Raw genomic sequence first — 17,475 nt, forward strand, 5'->3', positions numbered from 1 at the left:
GGTGTTTTGATCCCTGTCTCACAAATGGGGGTCAGTCCCTAATGACGGGATAGCCCTTTTTTAACCTTCCACTATATCCGCTTCTAGTTCGCTTGCAACCTCGAGCATTTTCGGTATAACCGCTTCGTTGCTGCCCGATACATACAGGTCGCCGCCATAAAGCCGGAATGGAATCTTTACATCGCCGAAGCTCCACATGAAGAAATCGCCTTCAATGGACATCGTGCTTTCCGGGCCTTTGACGGTAAATACCGAAGTATATTCGAATTCCGCTCTGGATTCAAACAATTGCTTGCATTCTTCCAAGGTCAGATCCTGCACATTGCCACTTTCCTTTAATGATCTAGTAATGCGGTAACGCTGGCTCATGGGAATAGGCCTCCTCTTTCATAAGTAAGTGCCTACTAGTATACATGACTTGCGGGCGTCCTTCAAAACGGAAAAACCCAGGTTGCCAACAAAAATGGCCGCCTGGGCATGACTAACTATAAAATAACGCCGTCTTTAAAAATCGCAATCTCGCGGAAGCCGTTGCGTTCATTATTGGTCTCCCGCATTCCGGAAGCCAGTTCGATAATCTGCTTGAGCAGCTCTTCCTGGAGCTCCTCCATCCGCTTGCCTTCGATCAGCTGGCCGGCATTGAAATCGATCCAATTCTTCTTGCGTTCCGCCAATTGCGTGTTTGTTGCAATCTTTACGGTTGGTACCGGACCGCCAAACGGCGTGCCGCGTCCCGTCGTGAACAAGACGATATGCGCGCCAGCCGCGGATAAAGCCGTCACCGATACGAGATCATTGCCCGGCGCCTGTACCAGGTTAAGTCCGGGTCTCCGGGAAGGTTCACCGTACGGCAGGACGTCGGTAACCGTTGCGTGGCCGCCTTTTTGCGTACATCCTAGCGACTTTTCCTCCAAGGTTGTAATCCCGCCGTCTTTGTTGCCCGGTGAAGGATTCTCGTAGATTTCTTGTCCGTGTCGAATGAAATACCCTTTGAAATCATTAACGAGGCTAACAATCCCTTGGAACACTTGCTCGTCAGCCGCCCGGTCCATCAGAATCGTCTCTGCTCCAAACATTTCGGGTACTTCCGTAAGCAATGCCGTACCGCCGGCCGCAGTTATCGCATCCGCCACCTTGCCAACAAGCGGATTAGCGGTAATGCCGGAAAACCCGTCTGAACCGCCGCATTTGAGGCCAATCTTAAGCTTCGCCAGCGGAAGCTCTTGACGCTTGAATCGACCGGCATAGTCGACTAACTCCTCGATTAGCTTCAACCCTTCTTCGAGTTCATCCTCGACCTCTTGCGATTTCAGGAACTTGACACGATCTGGATTATAGTCGCCAATCGCTTTCTTGAAGGCATCGATCTGATTATTCTCGCAGCCAAGCCCAATGACCAGCACGCCTGCCGCATTGCCATGCCGGACAAGCGCGGAGAGCAGCTTTTGCGTTGCCGCAAGATCATCGCCAAGCTGGGAGCAGCCGTAAGGATGCGGAAAATGGTACACGCCGTCGATTCCTTGCCCTTCAAACTGCCGACCGGCGAGCCTAGCGAGCGTCTCGCAAGTCTTATTGATGCATCCCACCGTATTAATAATCCAGATTTCATTCCGGATACCGATCTCGCCGTCTTCCCTGACGTAGCCTTGGAAGGTGGTTGGCCAAGCGGTTTGGTCAGTCTGAACAGCCGTTGCCAAATCCGCTTTGGGTTTATACTCATACTCCAGAACCTCGCCTAAGCCGGTCCGGAGATTATGCGTGTGTACCCAATTGCCTGGTGTTAGGTCTTCTTTGGCTACTCCAATCGAGTAGCCGAATTTATGGACGTGCGCGCCTGCGGCTACCGGATGAATCATGATTTTATGCCCACGAGGCACTGCTTCATGAATGGTAACGGATTGCTCGCTTCCTTCCGTTGAGGGCCATCTTACAATCTCTCCTGGCTCGATATCCCGCAGCGCGATCACGACATCATCCTGATGGTGAAGGAGTGTTGCATTTGTAATCATCGCATTCCTCATGCCTTCTCCTCCAACCGGTCAAACTCCGCAATTAATTGTTCGAGCAAACCGTCAAACTCGCGAAGATCTCTTCCCCACCATGAACTGCGCCCGATTAGATCCGACAGCAGCTCTATGACGCTGAGCTCGCCGTTATCCACTTTCTCCCATAATTGCGCAAGCTCCGCTAATACAGCGGCATCATCGCGAATAAGCAACGTACTTCCGTCCAACCGGCATCCGGCATAAGTGCCTTGTTCGGTTTGTTTGACGCGATACATGGCAAGCAAGGAAGCAAACGATTGAACGAGGAGTGATGGTAGCTCGCGTGTGCGATCATAATAAGCCGTCAGCGTCGGCAGCAAACGCACCTTGAATTTGGAGAAGCTGTTCATGGCGATATCCGCCAGCTTATGACGGACATAAGGATTGGCGAAACGTTCCAGCACCTGCTCGGCATAGAGTTTCATCTCTGCTTCCGGCAGAGGCACAGAAGGAATGATCTCATTATAGATCACATTCCGCAGTTGCTCGCCATATACCGGGTGCTCCACAACTTCTCTAACTTCGCTCAATCCGTTCAACAGTCCGTAAGCCGCCATCCAAGTATGCGCTCCGTTCAGAATGCGCACCTTGCGAAGCTGATAGGACGACAAGTCATTTGTCCATACGACGTTAAGTCCCGCCTTCGCGAGCGGAAGCCGTTCATCAAGTTCAGGTTCGCCTTCAATAGCCCATATATGATAAGGCTCAGCCGCATTAAGCAACCGGTCACTCATTCCCCATTCCGCATAACGTTCGTCTGCTTCTTCCGCAGGGAATCCCGTCACAATACGGTCAACTAAGGAATTGAGAAACCGGTTATGCTCCCGAATCCAGTCTGCAAAAGCTTCCGGCAGCTTCCAATCCGTTGCATGCTGCACAACGATGTCACGCAGCTTATCGCCGTTGCGCTCCACAAGCTCGCAAGGCAAGAGAAGAAGTCCTTTTGACGGGTCGCCGCCAAAATGCTCAAATCTACGATACAAGAGCAGCGTCAGCTTGCCGGGGTACGATAATATCGGCTTATCCGGCGCCCATTCGCTTGGCTGATAGACAAGTCCTGCTTCCGTCGTATTGGATACGACTAGCTCCAGATCCGGGCTAGCGGCAAGCGCGAGAAAACGATCCCACTCCTGATACGGATCAATAAAGTCAGAAAAGACGGAGATCAACTCGCGCCGGTCAACAAGCTCACCTTCATACAATCCTCTGATCCACTGATAATACAAACCATCCTGCTCCTTCAGCTCTTGCAGCTTCTGTGCGCCCGTTGGCCGCGGCTGAGATACGGCAACGCTGCCCTCAAACAACCCTTGCTTATTGCAGCGGTGTATCATCCAATCCACAAAACCGCGGAGGAAATTACCTTCCCCGATCTGCAGCACCTTAACCGGATAAGACTTCATCCGGTCATAGGATGAAGCCTCTCCTTCCGATAGGTTCGCATAGCTGAGCTTGGGCAAGTCGTTCGTCAGTCGACTCATTGCGCAACCACCGCCTGCACGTTAATGCTGGCAGCTTCCGAACCAAAACGGAAATATTGCTCGGCATTGCTGTAGCAGATGCCTTCAACAATTGTGCCGAGCAATTCCATATCGGCCGGCACTTGGCCGGATTCTACCCAGTCGCCAAGCAAGTTGCATAGAATACGGCGGAAATATTCATGCCTTGGGTACGACAAGAAACTGCGAGAATCGGTCAACATGCCGACGAACCGGCTGATTAGCCCCATGTTCGCAAGCGACTTCATCTGAGCAAGCATGCCGTCAATCGTATCATTAAACCACCATGCCGAACCAAGCTGGATTTTGCCGGGAATTGTACCGTCTTGGAAGCTGCCGATAATGGACGCGAGCACGTCGTTATCCGATGCGTTCAAAGAATACAGAATCGTGCGCGGCAATCCGCCATTTGCTTCCATGCTGTCGAGCAGTCTGACAAGCGGCCCCGCCAATTGCCCCGTGTTGATCGAATCGTAACCGGTATCCGGACCAAGGCTTCTCATCATCGCGGAATTATTATTGCGGTGGGCATGAATATGAAGCTGCATCGCCCATCCATGATCGGCATACAGGCGGGACAAATAAACAAGCGTAAACGTCTTGTATTGCGCTTCTTCCTCCAGGCTTACCGCTTCTCCGCGAAGCGCTTTGGCATAGATGGCAGCAGCTTGCTCTTCCGTTGCATCCGCATGCATAACCGTATCAATCGCATGATCGGACAGCAGACAGCCCGTCTGATGGAAGAACGCAACTCTCTCCTTCAATGCCTGAAGGAGCCGTTTGTAATCCGTTACTTCGTAGCCGCAAGCTTCCTGCAAACGGCCGATCCACGGCAAAAACGTATCGCGATTAATCTCAAGCGCCTTATCCGGACGGAACGAAGGGCGCACCTGGAAGCCGTGGCGGTCTTCTTCCATCAGCTTAATATGATAGTCCAGCGAATCAGCCGGATCATCGGTCGTACATACGACCCGGACATTTGATACGCGCACCAGCTCCTGCGGCGTCAGTCCTTTGCCTTCGAACAATTTATTTGCTTTTTCCCAAATGGCCGGAGCATTGTTCTCGTTAATAATCTCTTCGATTCCAAATAACCGTCTTAGCTCCAAATGAGACCAATGATACAGCGGATTGCCAATCGCCATCGGCACGGTACGGGCATAGGCGAGGAATCGGTCATAATCGCTGACGCCTTCGCCGCCGGTCACATACGCTTCAGCAATTCCGTTCGCCCGCATCGCCCGCCATTTGTAGTGATCGCCATACAACCACACCTCCGTCAAATTGCTGAAAGGTTTGTTCTCGTAGATGGCCTTGGGATCCAAGTGGCAATGATAGTCGATGATCGGCATCGGCTTGGCAAATTTCTCGTAGAGTTGAACCGCCGTTTCGCTGTTTAATAGGAATTGATCATCCATAAAAGTCTTCATTCGAATTCCTCCTATTCGTAAAAGCGTACCAGGTCTTGGACTTTAACCGATTGGCCCGTACGGATCGATTTGTTAGCCGCAATGCCCGTCAGGATGGAACGCGCCCCGTCGATGTGGTTAGCCGCGCGTTTGAAGCGGTCTTCAACCGGCACGCCAAAAATATCGTTCAAGAGCACCGGATCGCCACCGCCGTGACCGCCTTCTCCTTCCTCGAAGTCCGCCGTATACGCTTCCCCAAACATCGGGAACACAATAATATTTACGCCTTGAACGGCGCCTTCGAGCGCCTTGTCCCCGCCGGAATTGACGTAGGACTGTTCGATTACGTTCATTTCGATGCGGCCTTTTGTCCCATTAAACGCAATTCGGTAACCTTCCCATGGCAGATAAGCGTTAAGCGAATACGTGAGCAACGCTTTGTTCTTGTAGCGGACCATCACGCTCATCGTATCTTCAATCGAGATCCCGTCGCCAAAAACGCTCTGGTCGCGGCGATAACCATCTTCCGGTTCCGCGTCGTAATACATCGCCTTCAAATGCTCGTTGTTATCAAGCGGCAGCGCAAACGGATCGCCTTCCGCGTTTGGATTGCCGGTGGCGCGGTCATAAAACTTCGTAACGCCGCGTTTCTCGGCATTGTCCCGTCCGTAGAAGAGCAGATCTCCCATCGCGAACACGGTATCGGGCTCGGAGCCGATCCAGAAGTTGACGAGGTCGAAGTGATGCGTCGACTTATGGACAAGCAGTCCGCCGCTGTTGCGCTTATCGCGATGCCATCTGCGGAAGTAGTCCGCGCCATGCTGCGTATTCAGCAGCCATTCGAAATGAACGGAAGTTACATCGCCGATGGTACCGTTTTCAATCAGCTCCCTGGCTTTCGTATGATGCGGAGCATAACGGTAGTTGAACGTCACGCGAACTTGGCGCCCCGTCCGCTCAACGGCATCGAGAATTTCTTGGCATTTCTCTTCGTCAACCGTCATCGGCTTCTCCGTAATGACATCGCAGCCTAGTTCGAGCGCGCGAATAATATATTGATGATGCGTGCGGTCGACCGTAGTGACGATAACGAATTGCGGCTTGATCTCTTCAATCATTTGTTCGAATTCATTGCTTTTATAAGTCTTCACGGCCGGATAATCGAATTTGTCTTGCAAAAGTTTGTTCGCGTAATCCATGCGGGTCTGGTTAATATCGCAAAAAGCGAGCAGCTCCGATGTCTCGCGGTAAGTCGTCGCAATCGCTCCGTAGAAAAATTCCGCGCGCCCCCCGGTTCCGACTTGCACGTACGTTTTTTTGTTCGACATGAAATAGACATCTCCTCATTGCTGGAATGGATTTCTTATATGCCAAATGTACAGCAATATTTGCTCAATATCTCCGCAATCTATGCTAGAATTAATTCCATACCGCATATTTTGTCATTTTGGCCCATTCATTTCAGGAGGTCTATCACGCTTATGCAATTGGATAACGAATTGATATACGGAAACGCAGAGGATTTGTTTTTTATGGAATACAACAAGCGCAAAGGGCATTTCAATATGACCGTTGAGCACATTCATGGACAGTATGAGCTTTATTATTTGTTTAGCGGGGAACGGCAGTATTTCATTAGGGACCGTACCTATCCGATCGCTGCCGGCGATCTGGTTCTTATTCCGGGCAATGAGCTGCATAAAACATCCGATACCGGAGTACCTAACCATGCGCGAATCGTGCTTTATTATAATGAGAAATATTTCGAGCAATTCGGCAAGCAAGAAGCCGAGCTGCTGCTGTCGCCTTTTCTAAGTTCGAGGCGAGTCTTTCGGTTAACCCATCAGGAACGACTGCGCTTTGAGCAATTGCTGTACGGTCTCCTGCAAGAGGTACAGGATCAACCGCAAGGACATGAAATGCCGATTCGCCATGCCGTTGCCGAAGCTCTCCTGTTCGCGGCCCGCCACGCCATCAACAGTAAGCCGGAGGCGGAGGAAGGCTCTTCCCTGCCTTCTCCGGCTGCCGCAAAAGCGATGGAGATTGCCGGTTATATCGCCGGACATTTTCGCGAGCCACTTACGCTAGACAGTTTAAGCCGCCAGTTTCACTTGAGCACCAGCTACCTCAGCCGCACGTTCAAGAAGCATACGGGCTTTGGCTTGACCGAATATATCGGGATTACCCGCGTCAAGGAAGCGCAGCAGCAGCTCAAAGAAACGGATGAACGGATTACCGAAATCGCCGCCGATGTCGGATTCGAAAGCTTGTCCCAATTCGAACGCGTATTTAAGACCCATGTCCGGCTGTCGCCCCGCGATTATCGGAATCAATATGGACAAAAAGGATAAAACCGCTAGAGAAAAAATATCCTTCGTCTTTTGCGCGGCTCTTAAGGTATAATAGAAACCTTGCATCAAGATTAACATCCGGGAGTTTATCACAACAATGAGAGTATTATCGCAATATCCGAAAGAAATAAGAGTTTTTCTTACCGCTAGTCTTATTAATGCAATCGGCAGTTCGCTCATGTGGCCGCTTGTCACGATGTTTGTGTTCGATCAGCTTGGCCGCAGCATGGCAGACGCCGGTCTGGTTATACTGGTGCAATCCATAGGGGGCATTGCCGGTCAACTGCTTGGCGGCGCGCTTTATCACCGCGTAGGCGTGAAAAAGCTTATTATCGGCTCCCTTTCATTAAATGCGGCAGGTTTGCTGCTCTTACCGGTCCTTAGCCATAATTGGAATGTATTTATCGGCATGATGGGCTTGATCGGCTTGTTTAATGCCCTTTCCATGCCGGCTATTCAAGCTTTTATCGGGTTCCGTTTCGCGAAGCAGCGCGGCGAGCTTTTTAACATCGTCTATATCGCCAACAATATCGGTGTAGCCATAGGAACTGCACTCAGCGGATTTCTCGCCGAAGTCTCCTATTCCCTTAGCTTTGTATTAAATGGCGTTACTTCGGGCGTGTTCGCCTTGTTCTTCCTTTTCTATTTGAAACGGGTTGGCGCAGGCGGCAACGATAGCGAAGCTTTAATGAAGAAGAAACGAGCCCAGAGTGAAACCGGCTTGTGGCATCTGCTTACCGATGTCAGGTTATACCTGTTCATGGCGCTTGGAGGCATGCTGATTAATCTCGGCAACAGCATCTGGAATACCGGCGTCTCTCCTTTTATCATCGAGCAAGGGATGTCGAAGCATATGTTTGGTTATCTTTGGACGCTTAACGGCATTCTCATTTTTGTCGCTCAGCCGGTTACCAATCTGATCAAACGTATGGCTGCGAGCTCAATCAAAGCCCAGCTGACAGCCAGCGCTATTTTTTATTTAAGCGGTTATGCGGTTATACTGGCCATGCACAGCTTTGCGGGAATGGTGCTGGGCATGATCTTGACCACATTAGGCGAAATGCTTATCGCGCCTGCCATTCCGGCCTTTCTAAGCGAGAACAGCGGGAAACACGCTCCCTTCTATCTCGGACTGACCGGCGGCATTGGTTCAGCCGGACGGGTATTTGGGCCGTACATGATGGGCGGGCTTTATGATGGCGGCGGCTTGACGCCCGTTGCTTGGCTTGCCGTAATCACGGCTGCCGTATCCGTCGTTTCCTTCTATGTCCATTCCCTGGTCAACAAAGATAACCGGGTTCCGGCGAGCAGTGCGCAGCCGCGCACGGTCAGCACTTAATTAGTAAAGGGTCTGTCTCCCGAAGAGACAGACCCTTTTTGTATTTTCAAACAATAATGCCCTCCGCCGCATGCAGCAGGCTTTTTGCCTGCTATTCGGATCGTTCCGCACTACGCTCGAGTATCGCACCACCTGCAGCAGGCTTTTTGCCTGCTATTCGGATCGTTCCGCCCTGCGTTCGAGCATCGCACCACCTGCAGCAGGCTTTTTGCCTGCTATTCGGATCGTTCCGCCCCATGTTCGAGCATCGTTCCCGCCATGAAATGGCTTGAACAACACCGCTACTGATTTATTTCCAACAGCATTTTTTTGAATTGTAATGCTTAAAGGCTCATATGTATGAAAAAGTAGTTATAAAACAGCTGTTTCTGCCCTCGTTGAAACAGATTCAAGCGAACCAGAGGGGGTGATACCGATTCCTCTTGTCACTCGTGCCACATTTAACGCGACCGGGGCGATTTCCTTTACGGGAAATACGCTTGGTTTAAGCCGTTCCGATACGGCGGGAGCACCCGGAACCCTGGATAGTATCGGTGCGTTCGTAACGACCAATACCTCGTCCGTATACGGTACATATCCTGCCGGCACGACCAGCGCGTATGCAAGCAACCGTTCCGCTGCCATCCTGACTTTGCCGGCGGGCAGTACGATTCTGTACGCCGAGTTAATCTGGGGCGGCTCGTACATTAACGGAACGGTAGATCTTAGCGCGTTCATCAACAACGCGGTCTCGTTCACGACGCCAGCCGGAACCTTTAACGTCACGCCGGATTCGGCGACCAGCAATCAGGTCAACCTGGGGAACGGCGCCTTTGCGTATGTACGTTCCGCCAATGTCACGACGCTGATCTCGCAGGGCGGCGCAGGTACGTATTCAACCGGGAATGTCGTAGGGACTATCGTTATTCCTAGCGATTCCACCGCCAACCATTGCGGTTGGACATTAGGCGTCATCTATCAGAATCCAACGCTTCCGTTCCGCAACATGTCGCTGCGTGCCGGCGCCGTTCTTGTTCAAGCCGACTCCGGGCCCGTATCCACAACCTTAACCGGCTTTGCGACTCCGATCTCTGGCGCATTAGGCGGCAGAGCGTTGTTCAGCGCCCAGGAAGGCGATGCGAACAGGACTGGCGACCAGGCGCTATTTGGTCCAACAAGCGGTACAGCCGTTGCTTTGTCTGGACCCAATAACTTTGCGAACAACTTTTTCGCCTCCCAGATCAACAACGATGCAGGCAACTTGAATACAACCGGCACTTTCGGCACGCGAAATCAAACCAATGGCGCACCAGGCTCCAATATTTCGGGAGGAAGACAAGGCTGGGATATTACGAACGTGGACGTATCCGCGCGTCTCATCAACAACCAGTCTTCAGCCGTTCTTATTCTGACAACTTCCGGGGATGCTTACGTCGTAAACGCCAATGCTATTCAGATTAATATCAACTCTCCTACGATTACCGTCACAAAAGGCGCCAACGTCTCAGGCGTTGTCGTTGGAGATACGGTAACCTATACCGTAACCGTAAGCAACTCGGGCACGGCCAACGCGGCAAGCGTCGTATTAACCGATGCATTGCCAACCGGTCTAACGTTTGTTACCGGCAGCGTAACCGTTGGCGGGGTTGCCCGCCCGACCTATGATATTTTGGCAGGGGCTCCCTTAGGGGCATTGAACTTGAGCAGTTCCGTGATCGTAACTTACCAAGCGAAAGTCACCTCTCTGCCAAGTACGTTCCTAGTGCCCAACAGCGCGCAAGCTGCCTTCACTTTCCAGAGCGTAGCCGGTGGGCAGGTCATCACCGGCGTTATCCCGTCAAACACGGTATCCACTCCCGTCTATTCGCCGATTATCGGGATTGCCAAAAGTTCCAATCGGACGACGGCAACGGTCGGAAGCACAGTCACCTATACGTTAGTCGTCTCGAATACGGGCAATATTGCCGCAAACGTGACGCTTGCGGATAACATTCCTACGGGAAGCTCCTTTATTACCGGTACGTTCCGGGTGAACGGGAATGTCATCGCAGGCGCTAACCCTCCGGCTGGCGTTGCAATCGGATCGATTGCGGCAGGGGCATCATCAACCGTCACCTTCGACGTCCAAGTGAATTCTCTGCCTTCGCCGCCGCAATTCGTGGACCAAGGAACGGCAACCTATACGTTTACGCCTCCGGATGGCCGTACGATATCCGGATCCGCGGCGTCCAACACGCTGACCATTCCGGTGTCTCTGCCAAACGTCACGCTCGCAAAAACCGTGAATGTAACGGATGTTGCCGTCGGCGAGACGCTTACCTACTCTTCAGTCATTACAAACAACGGATCGGAAGCCGTTACGAATGTCACATTGACGGATATTCTACCGGCTGGCAGCACGTTTGTGTCAGGCAGCGTGACGATCAATGGCATCCCTAACGCAACAGCAAATCCGGCAACCGGGATTGCCGTAGGTACCGTTGCTGCCAACAGTGCGGTAACGGTAGCTTTACAAGCACTGGTCAGCTCCATGCCTTCAAGTTCGCAGCTAATTAACAGGTCCAATGTTTCCTATTCCGTAGGTACTTTTTCCGGTACGGCGGCCTCCAACAACACAACAACGCCGGTCTATCAGCCCGTTATTCCGCTCACCAAATCGGCGAGTACAACAGCGGCGACGGTTGGCGATACAATCACTTATATCATCCTTGCTAGGAATACCGGCAACTTGGCAGCTACCGTCACCGTATTTGACAATATCCCGGCAGGATCCAGCTTTGTGCCAGGCTCCGTGACGATTAATGGCGCGCCTAGTCCCGCTTCTTCACCGCTCACCGGTATCGCTATCGGCAGCTTGACGCCTAACAGCCAGACAACAATCATTTTCCAAACTTTATTGAACACTTTGCCTTCACCTCCGGTATTGGTCGACCAAGCAACATCCACCTATGCGTATACCTTGCCAAGCGGCAGAATACTTAACGGCAACAGCAGCTCAAACACGGTCTCTATCACAGCTTCTTCACCCAACGTAACGATTACCAAAACAGCGAGCGATACGGCTGCTGCCGTACAAGATGTTCTGACTTACACCTTACTTGTTACGAATAACGGCATTGCTCCGGTAACGAATGTGGTATTGTCCGATCCGGTTCCGCAAGGATCAACCTTTGTCGCGGGCAGCGTTACGATCAACGGCTCCCCTTCTCCGCTGGCCAATCCAAATGCAGGTATTGCGTTAGGCTCGATTAATGCAGGAGCAACCTTTACCGTTACTTTCCAGATTCGCGTCACCTCGCTTCCCGCGTCAGGCAGTCTAAGCAATGCGGCAAGCGTAGGTTTTACTTCCGGAGCGTTCACCAGCACCTCCACCTCCAATACGGTTACAACTCCGGTATCGGAAGCTGTTGTGACCATAAGCAAATCCGCCAGCACCATTAACGCAACGGTTGGCGATACGTTCTCTTACAGCTTTACGCTATCCAACACGGGGAATACGGCCGCATCCGCTACCTTAACGGATACGGTTCCGACCGGAGCCGTATTTGTCGACAACAGCGTGCTGGTCAACGGCGTTCCTACTCCGGGCGTCAGTCCTGCAACCGGCATTCCCATCGCATCAATCCCGGCAGGCGGGTCGGCGGTTGTCAGTTATGTCGTCAATATTGTCTCTTACCCGGCCAGCAGGCAACTAGTGAACCAAGCAACTGCCGCTTATACCTTCACCCTGAGCAATGGAAATATCGTTAACCGGTCTGCTTTATCCAATACGGTGACCGTGCTTGTTGCCCTGCCGAACGTCGCGCTTGTCAAAAGCGCCAGCCGAACCGTGGCCGTAACCGGCGACACGATGACTTTCACCTCCGTAATGACGAATAACGGCATTGCTCCGGTGAACAATATCGTTCTTCGTGACCAGCTTCAATCCAATGCGGCTTTTGTACCCGGAAGCGTCTTGGTTCAAAACGTTTCACAGCCGGCGGCCTCTCCCGTAGCCGGCATATCTCTCGGTAGCCTCGCACCAGGTGCTTCGGTTACCGTATCCTTTGAGGTGATCATAACGATGGCAATCCCTTCTGAGATCCAGAACCAATCGACTGCTAGCTTTACATCCGGCACCTTCTCGGCAACATCCGCATCCAACACGACAGTTACTCCGGTCACGCAGCCGCAAATCGCAGTCGCCAAAAGTGCCAGTACCAGCAACGCAACGCTTGGCGATTCCATTATCTACACCTTGTCCGTCTCGAATACGGGCAACCTGGCAGCGGCAGTTGTCGTCACGGACACGATTCCGGCAGGCACAACCTTTACGGAAAACAGCGTCATCGTAAACGGAATGCCCTTTCCTGGCATTTCCCCGATTACCGGCATCGATATCGGTCAACTTGCGCCAGGCGCTACAACTACGGTCACCTTTGGTGTTGTTGTCACTTCCCTTCCTTCGCCTCAAGTTGTAAGCAACACCGGAACGGCCTCCTATACTTATACGCCGGCGGATGGGCGCACCTTAACCGGCTCAGTCAATTCCAACACGGTCAGCTTCCCGGTATCCGCGCCAAACGTAGGCGTTGTATTGGGAGCGAACTATACCGTTGTCACTGTCGGCGATACGATTACTTATACCGGCGTCATAACAAATAGCGGGATTGAGGCGATTAACAATGTGCAGTTTACCGCCCCTGCGCCAACCGGCAGTTCGTTTATTCCCGGAACGGTAACGCTTAACGGAACGCCATTGCCGGGCGCTAACCCAACCGGAGGCATTCAGGTCGGCTCCATCCCGCCCGGAGGCACGGCTACCATCACGTATAACACCAGCGTCAATTCCGTTCCTAATCCGGCTGTGCTGAACAATACCGCTACGGTTACGTTTACTTCCGGTGCCTTCTCGGGCATTGCTTATTCAAATACCGTATCTACGCCTGTCGACCTGCCGGTTATTACCGTGGCCAAAAGCTCCAGCACTTCCAATGCCTCCGTTGGCCAGACGGTAACGTATACCTTAATTCTGACGAACAGCGGCAATTATCCCGCAACCGCAACGGTAACGGACAATATTCCGGCAGGTACATCTTTTGTCCCTAACAGCGCTTTGCTAAACGGCAATCCTGTTCCCGGCGTGGATCCCGTGACGGGAATTCCGGTCGGCTCCATCGCCGCTGGTGCCTCGGCCAACGTGATGTTCTCCGTCGTTATCGATACGTTGCCGACGCCGCAGCAGTTGTCCAATACCGGAACGGCGGCCATCTCTTACACTTTGCCAGATAGCAGGGTGTTTAACCAAACGGCCGTGTCCAATACCGTTACTTTCCCTGTCTCCGCCCCAAATGCCACCGTTGTGAAAAGCACGCCGTCAACCGCCGTATCCATTGGCGATACGGTTACCTATACGACTACCGTTACGAACAGCGGGATTGCATCGATATCGAATGTTTTATTCACGGACCCGATCCCAGCGGGCTCCAGCTTTGTTACCGGTTCGCTTACCGTTGACGGCACGCCAAGGCCGGCAGCCAATCCGGCAACCGGCGTCATCATTGACGCGATCGCGCCTGGGGCAACGACCACCATTATTTTCAATGTTCTCGTAACTTCCTTGCCTTCGCCGGCTGTACTGAACAACCAGTCCTCCGTCACCTTTACTTCCGGTACCTTCTCGGGAGTGACGTTCTCCAATACCGTTACAACGCCGGTGTATCAACCGATTCTTTCGGCCGTGAAGACAGGGAGCGCAGTGAATGCGACCGTTGGGGACACGGTCACGTATACCGTGGCGATCTCAAACACAGGCAACTATGGCGCGGATATTACCTTAACCGATACGATCCCTGCGGGCACCGTCTTTGTTCCCAATAGCGTAATCGTCAATAGTCAGCCGGTACCGGGGGCCGATCCATCGACAGGTATTCCGCTTGGCAATGTGACCACGTCGTCAACCGTGTCCTTCTCCGTGCTGATCCAATCGCTTCCTGTCGGCCAACAGCTTGTGAACCAAGCTTCGGCGACTTATTCGTACACGCTGCCGGACGGACGTACCTTGAACGGATCGCTCACTTCCAATACGCTTGTTATCCAAGTATCTGCGCCTAACGTGGCTGTAGCGAAATCGGTGTCCGTTCCAACTGCTGTAGTTGGAGATACCGTTACCTACACCATTGGCGTTACCAATAGCGGTATCGCTCCAATCAATAACGTTGTGGTTGCTGATGCCATACCTGCAGGCTCGGTATTTGTCGCCAATAGCGTCACCGTAGACGGGTTGCCGCGGCCTGGCGCTTCGCCTGCTGCCGGTATTTCGATCGGTACCATCGCACCTGGCGCGACCTCTACCATTACCTTTAACTTAACGATTGTGTCGTTGCCTACTCCGGCTCAACTCAGCAACCAAGCAAGCGCGACCTTCACATCCGGCGCTTTCTCTGGATCGACGTTCTCCAATACAGTCGTATTGCCGGTATACCAAGCCATTATTGCGATTCAGAAGACGGCGAATACAAACAATGCAACGGTTGGCGATACGGTCACTTACGAATTGCATATTACAAACAGCGGCAATCTTCCAGCTCAAGTCACATTGACGGATCCGGTGCCATCTGGCGGCGCCTTTGTGCCAAACAGCGTACTCGTGAACGGCGTTCCTCAGCCGGGAGCCAACCCGTCCGCCGGTTTCTCGGTTGGTACGGTTAATCCGGGCCAAACGGTTGTTGTTAACGTCTCTTACGAAGTCATCATTCAGACGCTGCCGCCTTCCCAGCGGCTTGTCAATACGGCAACCGGCAGCTACTCGTATTTGGTACCGGACGGCAGAACGATTACCGGCACGGTCACTTCCAATACGCTTTCCATCCCGGTATCCTCGCCGGATGTTTCCGTCGTCAAGAGCACGACAGCCATCGACGCCGTCGTTGGCGACGTCATTACGTATACCATTGTAGTAACGAATAACGGAATCGCGACGGTCAACAATGTCATTCTGGTCGACCCTGTACCTACCGGAACCGTATTCGTAGACGGCAGCGTGACGGTTGACGGGACGCCGCGGCCTACGGCCAATCCGAATACAGGCATCTCGATCGGATCGATTGCGGCCGGCGCTTCCTCGACGGTCACCTTCAATGTGCAGGTGGTCACAATATGAGCCCAAACAGTAATTTCAAGCTGCTGAACCAGACTCTTGTCCGGTTCAGCAGCGGTGCCTATGATGGTGTCGCCTATTCCAATACAGTGCTGACTCCCCTAGTGGGTCCCATCCTTACGGCGGAGAAGAGCGCAACTCCAACGAAGCTTGCGCGGAATCAGACCGTAACCTTTACCTTTAACATCGCCAACTCCGGGAACCGGGCAGCCGAAGTGCAGCTCATCGACAGATTGTCGGCCGGATTATCGTTTATTCCGAACAGCGTATTGTTGAACGGCGCCCCCCTTCCGGGGGCTTCGCCGCTTACGGGGATCCCGCTCGGAACTATTCCTGTAGGCATATCTATTCAAGTCGTATTCCAAGCGATTGTCATTGCGATTCCGGAAACGCATGTTTTTCAGAATCAAGGGGAACTCCTCTATACCTTTACGACACTGGATGGCCGAGTGATCTCCGATTCGGTACTCTCCAATCGAATTACGTTAACCGTTGCGCCGTTTCAGCTCGAGGCCCACGCCACTCTCAGCACGCCCGTAACTTTCCTCGGAGATGTGATCTTCTACGATCTGGTCATCCGGAATGACGGCTTGCTGCCTATGGAAAATGTTATCGTATATCTCCCGCTTCCCGAAGGCTTCGAATTTGTACCGGGCAGCGTCGTTATTGACGGTGTACTCGTGCCATGGATTGATCCAACGGCGGGCATCTATATCGGTTACTTGCCTCCAGGGACCACGGTATCGGTAAGGGTTGCCATCCGGCTTGCGCAAATGCCTGCCGAGACGCAAATTCCGTTCCAGGCCATTATCGAATATACCGTGGACGGAACGGTGTACCGTACGCTCGCTAATCTGCTTATTCTAAGCGTTACTATTCCGTCATTGACAGTAAATTTAGCGGTGGATCGAACCAAAGCTTCCTTCTGCTCAAGCTTGACTTACACGATAACGATTGCGAATGAGAACAGCTTTGCCGTAGATGCCTATCTGATCCGTCTTATTCCGCAAGGCACGGTATTCTTGCCGGAGAGCGTAAAGATTGACGGCGTACCTCGCAAAGGAACCTCTCTTGCGGCCGGCCTTCCGCTTGGCACTTTATTAGCCGGCTCGACAACTACTATTACTTATCAAGTGCAAGGCGGAAGCTCCGGCGCGAACTACCCGCAAACCAGGAATCAAGTAGAAGTTATTTATACGTACAGACTGACGGATGGAAGAGTAGTTAATCAAAATGCAGTGTCCAATCCGGTAACAACCGACATCTTTAGTCCGGTCCTATCGGTCGTGGCCCATGCTGCGCCGATGTATTATGAGGCTGAGCATTCCGTCTATTTCTCCGTTGTTGTGCACAATAACGGGAATCTTGCGGCCGATGTGCAATTATACCGGAGTGATTATCCAAGAGGCTTCTATCTGCTCGACCCGCAAATCAATGGCAGTCAGATCCCTTCCTTTCCCTCTTCAGAAGGTTTGAATTTAGGTGTCTTAGCCCCTGGTTACGCGGTGACGGTCAGTTATTGGATTTATGTATCGGACTCAGAAGAGATTGCGGAGATTTCGGCGATTGAGAGCGAATCGCTCTCGCAAGTCGTCACGCGCTTCACGGCGCGCTACCGCTGCCATTATGAAGACAGTACGTGCACGGGCGAAAGCTTGTCGAATGAACTAATCTTGCCTGTTGATCCAAATATCGAATAAAAAAGCAGAGACCAG

9 protein-coding genes are annotated in these 17,475 nt (G+C 52.3%); 4 read left to right on the top strand and 5 right to left on the bottom strand.

What is annotated here, in order from left to right:
• Positions 1–60: 60 nt before the first annotated feature.
• The 5 genes from QQK89_RS11045 to QQK89_RS11065 all read right to left on the bottom strand — a co-directional run bounded on the left by QQK89_RS11045 (position 61) and on the right by QQK89_RS11065 (position 6,281).
• Positions 61–369, bottom strand: coding sequence for a hypothetical protein (locus QQK89_RS11045; RefSeq protein WP_284238621.1), 309 nt, complete (start codon positions 367–369; stop codon positions 61–63).
• A gap of 116 nt (positions 370–485) precedes the next feature.
• Positions 486–2,021, bottom strand: coding sequence for a UxaA family hydrolase (locus tag QQK89_RS11050; RefSeq protein ID WP_284238622.1), 1,536 nt, complete (start codon positions 2,019–2,021; stop codon positions 486–488).
• The gene (locus QQK89_RS11055; RefSeq protein WP_284238623.1) at positions 2,018–3,526 is read right to left on the bottom strand and encodes a tagaturonate reductase; all 1,509 of its coding nucleotides are present in this window, start codon (positions 3,524–3,526) and stop codon (positions 2,018–2,020) included. Before QQK89_RS11055 ends, QQK89_RS11050 begins: the two co-directional genes overlap by 4 nt.
• Entirely contained in the window at positions 3,523–4,974 is a 1,452-nt protein-coding gene (gene uxaC, locus QQK89_RS11060) for a glucuronate isomerase (protein ID WP_284238624.1), read from the bottom strand. The genes QQK89_RS11055 and uxaC overlap by 4 nt, the downstream gene beginning before the upstream one ends.
• A gap of 11 nt (positions 4,975–4,985) precedes the next feature.
• Positions 4,986–6,281, bottom strand: a complete 1,296-nt coding sequence (locus QQK89_RS11065; RefSeq protein WP_284238625.1) for a Gfo/Idh/MocA family protein — start codon at positions 6,279–6,281, stop codon at positions 4,986–4,988.
• A gap of 153 nt (positions 6,282–6,434) precedes the next feature.
• Between QQK89_RS11065 and QQK89_RS11070 the strand changes: the two genes are divergently transcribed.
• The 4 genes from QQK89_RS11070 (at position 6,435) to QQK89_RS11085 (ending at position 17,460) form a co-directional block, all read left to right on the top strand.
• Positions 6,435–7,304, top strand: coding sequence for an AraC family transcriptional regulator (locus tag QQK89_RS11070; RefSeq protein ID WP_284238626.1), 870 nt, complete (start codon positions 6,435–6,437; stop codon positions 7,302–7,304).
• A 97-nt stretch (positions 7,305–7,401) separates the two neighbouring features.
• On the top strand, positions 7,402–8,643 hold the full coding sequence (locus tag QQK89_RS11075) for an MFS transporter (RefSeq protein ID WP_284238627.1): 1,242 nt from the start codon (positions 7,402–7,404) through the stop codon (positions 8,641–8,643).
• Between the two features lie 406 nt (positions 8,644–9,049).
• Positions 9,050–15,763: a DUF7507 domain-containing protein gene (locus tag QQK89_RS11080; protein ID WP_284238628.1), complete on the top strand. Its 6,714-nt coding sequence runs from the start codon at positions 9,050–9,052 to the stop codon at positions 15,761–15,763.
• On the top strand, positions 15,760–17,460 hold the full coding sequence (locus QQK89_RS11085; RefSeq protein ID WP_284238629.1) for a DUF11 domain-containing protein: 1,701 nt from the start codon (positions 15,760–15,762) through the stop codon (positions 17,458–17,460). The genes QQK89_RS11080 and QQK89_RS11085 overlap by 4 nt, the downstream gene beginning before the upstream one ends.
• Positions 17,461–17,475 lie beyond the last annotated feature (15 nt).

Source organism: Paenibacillus glycanilyticus (assembly GCF_030161375.1).
GTDB lineage: Bacteria > Bacillota > Bacilli > Paenibacillales > Paenibacillaceae > Pristimantibacillus > Pristimantibacillus glycanilyticus_B.

What these genes read in the sequence shown, in the direction of transcription:
- QQK89_RS11075 (WP_284238627.1), top strand. Translation starts at nt 7,402, where the DNA reads ATGAGAGTATTATCGCAATATCCGAAAGAAATAAGAGTTTTTCTTACC.
- QQK89_RS11085 (WP_284238629.1), top strand. Translation starts at nt 15,760, where the DNA reads ATGAGCCCAAACAGTAATTTCAAGCTGCTGAACCAGACTCTTGTCCGG.
- QQK89_RS11055 (WP_284238623.1), bottom strand. Translation starts at nt 3,526, where the DNA reads ATGAGTCGACTGACGAACGACTTGCCCAAGCTCAGCTATGCGAACCTA.
- QQK89_RS11045 (WP_284238621.1), bottom strand. Translation starts at nt 369, where the DNA reads ATGAGCCAGCGTTACCGCATTACTAGATCATTAAAGGAAAGTGGCAAT.
- QQK89_RS11050 (WP_284238622.1), bottom strand. Translation starts at nt 2,021, where the DNA reads ATGAGGAATGCGATGATTACAAATGCAACACTCCTTCACCATCAGGAT.
- QQK89_RS11070 (WP_284238626.1), top strand. Translation starts at nt 6,435, where the DNA reads ATGCAATTGGATAACGAATTGATATACGGAAACGCAGAGGATTTGTTT.
- QQK89_RS11065 (WP_284238625.1), bottom strand. Translation starts at nt 6,281, where the DNA reads ATGTCGAACAAAAAAACGTACGTGCAAGTCGGAACCGGGGGGCGCGCG.
- uxaC (WP_284238624.1), bottom strand. Translation starts at nt 4,974, where the DNA reads ATGAAGACTTTTATGGATGATCAATTCCTATTAAACAGCGAAACGGCG.